Origin of the sequence: Burkholderia sp. Ac-20353, from assembly GCF_017104785.1 — a bacterium.
Taxonomy (GTDB): Bacteria; Pseudomonadota; Gammaproteobacteria; order Burkholderiales; family Burkholderiaceae; genus Burkholderia.
On the sequence record NZ_JAAGPL010000358.1, the window covers coordinates 1 to 4,441 of the forward strand.

General features: G+C 66.8%; 4 protein-coding genes and 2 pseudogenes. 3 read left to right on the forward strand and 3 right to left on the reverse strand.

All coding sequences use genetic code 11. The features are described from left to right. Together G3N94_RS39920 and G3N94_RS39925 are read left to right on the forward strand one after the other, a co-directional pair. Window positions 1–299, forward strand: a pseudogene (locus G3N94_RS39920) (ABC transporter ATP-binding protein); the annotation flags it as partial. Window positions 300–487: 188 nt separating this feature from the next. After that, complete coding sequence (locus G3N94_RS39925; RefSeq protein ID WP_205799690.1) at window positions 488–1,159, forward strand: DUF2278 family protein; 672 nt, start codon at window positions 488–490, stop codon at window positions 1,157–1,159. 30 nt (window positions 1,160–1,189) lie between these two features. Here G3N94_RS39925 and G3N94_RS39930 read toward each other — a convergent pair whose 3' ends face one another. From G3N94_RS39930 to G3N94_RS39940, 3 genes are all read right to left on the reverse strand, one after another. Continuing rightward, window positions 1,190–1,645, reverse strand: coding sequence for a GNAT family acetyltransferase (locus G3N94_RS39930; RefSeq protein ID WP_205799691.1), 456 nt, complete (start codon window positions 1,643–1,645; stop codon window positions 1,190–1,192). A gap of 13 nt (window positions 1,646–1,658) precedes the next feature. After that, a complete protein-coding gene (locus G3N94_RS39935; RefSeq protein ID WP_205799692.1) occupies window positions 1,659–2,843 on the reverse strand; it encodes an acetylornithine transaminase in 1,185 nt (394 codons plus the stop codon). 292 nt (window positions 2,844–3,135) lie between these two features. Continuing rightward, window positions 3,136–4,167, reverse strand: a complete 1,032-nt coding sequence (locus G3N94_RS39940; RefSeq protein WP_205799693.1) for a CDP-6-deoxy-delta-3,4-glucoseen reductase — start codon at window positions 4,165–4,167, stop codon at window positions 3,136–3,138. Between the two features lie 105 nt (window positions 4,168–4,272). Here G3N94_RS39940 and G3N94_RS39945 point away from each other — a divergent pair. Further along, window positions 4,273–4,441 (forward strand): annotated as a pseudogene (locus G3N94_RS39945) (SDR family NAD(P)-dependent oxidoreductase); the annotation flags it as partial.

The window sequence follows — 4,441 nt, forward strand, 5'->3', positions numbered from 1 at the left end:
CGGGCGGCGAGCAGCAGATGCTGGCGATGTCGCGCGCGATTCTTTCCAAGCCGAAGCTGCTGCTGCTCGACGAGCCGTCGATGGGGCTGTCGCCGATCATGGTCGAGAAGATCTTCGAAGTGGTGCGCACGATCTCGAAGGAGGGCATCACGGTGCTGCTGGTCGAGCAGAATGCGCGTCTCGCGCTGCAGGCAGCCGACCGCGGCTACGTGATGGACTCGGGCATGGTCACGATGGAAGGCGAAGCGAAGCAGATGCTCGACGATCCGAAGGTGCGGGCCGCATACTTGGGCGAATGAGTGGGCGAATGAGTGTGTAAATGAGCGGGCCCGGCGTGCCGGTGCGGCTGAGGCCGCACGCGACGCGCAGGGCTTTCGAAAGGCTGTCATGGTTCGCCGTGACGGCCTTTTTCTTATGTGCCGCGCGTCCGCAAACCGACATGCGGGCCGCGTAGCATGGGCAGCCCATCGGCACACGGAGAACACGCATGAGTCTGGACTACGGTTTCGTGAAGGCGAAGGTGAAGTCGGTGGCGGGGTTGAAGGCGTCGCCGCACGGCAGCGAGATCCAGTATCACATCCACCTGACGCTCGCGCTGCCGACGGGCGACTGGGATGTCGCGATCAACGTCGGCACCAATGACGCGGACGACCTGCTGAACTACAAGCTCGTCTACGACTTCCACCATCCGGTCACGCAGACACTCGCGGACGCGCAGGAAGGCTACACCGATCTGACGGGCGCCGCCGCGCTGCCCGCGCTCGACTACCTGCGCAGCGACATCCTGAACGAAACGGGCGCGTGGCGCCCGAGCGACGTGATGGACGGCACCGTGCACCCGGAGCCGATTCCGTCGCTGCTGCGCCTCGTCGGCGCCGCGGAGTCGCAGGGGCTCGACGTGGTCGTGTTCGGCCGCACGTACGTCGAAGGCAACGGCATCCACGACACGCACATGAACCAGGGGTCGTCGGGTCCGCACTTCCTGCATCGCGCGGGCGACGACAGCAACGACCACAACGACATCTGGCAGGACGGCGCGCTGATCGTGCGCGTTACCGATACGCAGTGGGCCGCGTATTTCGCCGCGTTCGAACAGCAGGCGGTGCCGACCGACGCGCTCGGCAATCCGCTACCAGGCGCGGAGCCGGTCACGCGCTGACGCCGGCCGCTGCCGGCGTCAGCGCTTGCGTCATGCGGCCGGCAGCAGCTTGCCGAACGAAATGCGCTCCTCGACCTGATAGCCGAGCGCCGCATAGAAACGGCATGCGTCGTCGTTGCCGGGCAGCACCTGCAGGTTCACCTTCAGGCAGCCGCGTGCGACGAGCGCCGCTTCCGCCTGCGCGATCAGCGCGCGGCCGACGCCGAGCCGGCGCGCGCCGTGCGCGACGCCGAACGAATACAGCCAGCCGCGATGGCCGTCGAAGCCGGCCATCAGCGTGCCGACGACGCGCGCGCCGCAGACCGCGACGAAGAACAGCTCGGGTTGCGTCGCGAGCTTCAGCTCGATCGATCGCACCGGATCGCGGTGCGGCGGCGTGTCCGTCTCGGTGTACTGAGGGAACGCGTCGCGCCAGACCGCGAGCACGGCGTCGGTATCGGCGCGATCGAACGGACGGATCGCAACGTCATCGGCGGCGGCATCCATCGGGCGGATCTCCTCAGAGCGTGTCGAGCACCGACCGCAGCATCGCCATTATCTGGTCGATCTCTTCGGTGGTCACGTTCAGCGCCGGCATGAAGCGCAGCAGGTTCGGGCGCGCCGCGTTCAGCAGCAGGCCGTCCGGCTGCATGTCGCGTGCCTTCTCGACGATCTGCGGGCCGATGTCCTTGCCGAGCAGCAGCGCGCGCAGCAGGCCCTCGCCGCGCTCGCCCTCGAAGCCGCGTTCTTCGGACAGCTCGAGCAGCTTGCGCTTCAGGTATTCGCCGCGGGCGCGCACGCCTTCGAGGAAGCCGGGCGCGACGAGCTGCGAGATCACCGCGTAGCCGGCCGCCGTCATCAGCGGGTTGCCGTTGTAGGTGCCGCCCTGGTCGCCGGCCTCGAACACCGCGACGTCGGCCTTCGACAGCAGCGCGCCGAGCGGCACGCCGCCGCCGATGCCCTTGGCGAGCGTCATGATGTCCGGCTCGATGTCGGCGAGCTCGTACGCGAACAGCGTGCCCGCGCGGCCGCAGCCGCTCTGCACTTCGTCGACGATCAACAGCAGGTTGTGCTGCTTCGTCAGCGCGCGCAGCGCGCGCATGAATTCGCGCGTCGCCGGGACCACGCCGCCTTCGCCCTGGATCGGCTCGAGCATCACCGCGACCGTCTTGCCGTTGATCAGCTTCTCGACCGACTCGATGTTGTTCAGCTCGGCCTTCGGGAAGCCGGGCACCTGCGGCGCGTAGATCGTGTCCCAGCCCGGCTTGCCGCTTGCCGACATCGTCGCGAGCGTACGGCCGTGGAAGCTGTGGTCGAACGTGATGATCTCGTACGCGCCGTCCTTGAACTTGCGGCCCCACTTGCGCGCGAGCTTGATCGCGCCTTCGTTGGCTTCGGCGCCGCTGTTCGTGAAGAACACCTTGTCGAACACGCTGTGCTGCGTGAGCAGGCTCGCGAGCTTTGCCATCGGTTCGTTGTAGAACGCCGGTGACGGGTTCAGCAGCTTTTCCGCCTGCGACTTGAGTGCGTCGACGACGCCGTCGTTGCAGTGGCCGAGGCTGTTGACCGCCCAGCCCTGGATGAAATCCAGATAGCGCTTGCCGGTGTGATCGTAGAGCCATGAACCCTTGCCGTGCGTGAACACGATGTCGGGGCGGTTCGTGATGTACATCAGCGAGTCGATCGGATAGTCGTTCAGGGGCATGGCGGCAGACTCCAGCGGGCGGTCAAAGGGAAAAGACAATAAAAAAGCCACGGTAGATGCCGTGGCTGGGTGGTTCGAACAGCTTGTGCGTAACCGATGAAGCGAGGCGGGGGTTACGCGCGAGTCCGTGACGAGCCGGCGGCATCCGGGCGGAGCGGCGAGCGGCGACGTCGGAGAGCGGACAGGAAGCGGTTCATGTGCCCAAGCATACGGCATCCCGCGTCCCACTGTAAACCGCCGCGATGCAACAAATATGTCGCGGCGGCCCCGCGGGCGCGGGAGCCGGCCGGGCTCAGACCGGATGCGCGAGATCGGCGGCGCTCGTGAACGAGTCCGCGTAGAACTCGTCCGCGGGCAGGCCGTGATGCTGCGTGAAGTCGCGTTGCGCGGATTCGACCATCACCGGCGCGCCGCACGCGTAGACCTGGTACGCGGACAGGTCGGGCAGGTCCTCGATCACCGCGCGATGGACGAAGCCGGTGCGGCCCGTCCACGCGTCGGCGTCGTCCGGCTCCGACAGCACCGGCACGAACCTGAAGTTCGGGATCTCGCTTGCCCATTGCTCGGCGAGTTCGCCGAGGTAGATGTCCTTCTTGCGGCGCGCGCCCCAATAGAGCGTCATCGGCCGCGTGATGCCGGAATGCTTCACGTGCTCGATGATCGCCTTGATCGGCGCGAAGCCGGTGCCTGACGCGAGCAGCACGATCGGCTTGTCGGAATCCTCGCGCAGGAAGAACGTGCCGAGCGGGCCTTCAAAGCGCAGGATGTCGCGCTCCTTCATCGCGCCGAACACGTGGTCGGTGAACTTGCCGCCCGGCATGTGGCGGATGTGCAGTTCGACGGGGCCTTCCTCGTGCGGCGCATTCGCCATCGAATAGCTGCGGCGCGAGCCGTCCTTCAGGATGAATTCGAGGTACTGGCCGGCGAGATACTGCAGGCGCTCGTTCGCGGGCAATTGCAGCTTCAGCACCATCACGTCATCGGCCTTGCGCTCGAGCGCGGCGATCCGGCACGGCAGCTTCTTGACCTGCACGCCGTCGACGCCGGCGATCTCGCGCACGTCGATCTCGAGATCGCATTGCGCCTTCGAGCAGCACAGCAGCGCGAGGCCGCGCGTGCGTTCGTCGTTGGACAGCGCCGACGCGGCATGCGGGCCTTGCTCGATCTGGCCCGACACGATCTGGCCCTTGCAGGAGCCGCACGCGCCGTTCTTGCAGCCGTACGGCAGGTGGACGTTCTGGCGCAGCGCGGCTGCCAGCACGGTTTCGTCCGACTCGACCTGGAATTGCCGGCCGCTTTGCTTGAGAGTGACGTTGAATGCCATAGAACCAACTAGAACAAAATGTGGGGACCGTGCAGGTTGCGCACGGCAGCTACAATGCAAGCCGTTGCGCGTTGCGCAACGGTGGCTACTGATCTCGCAAACATCATGATCGCGACACGAATCCTGCGCCGGCCGCGCGTGCTGATCGTCGGCTGCGGCGACGTCGGCCTGCGCTGCATCGCGCAATGGCGCGCGCGGCGCGGCGACCTGCGGATCGTCGCGCTGACGAGCCATCCGGCCCGGCGTGACGAACTGCGCGCCGCGGGCGCGACGC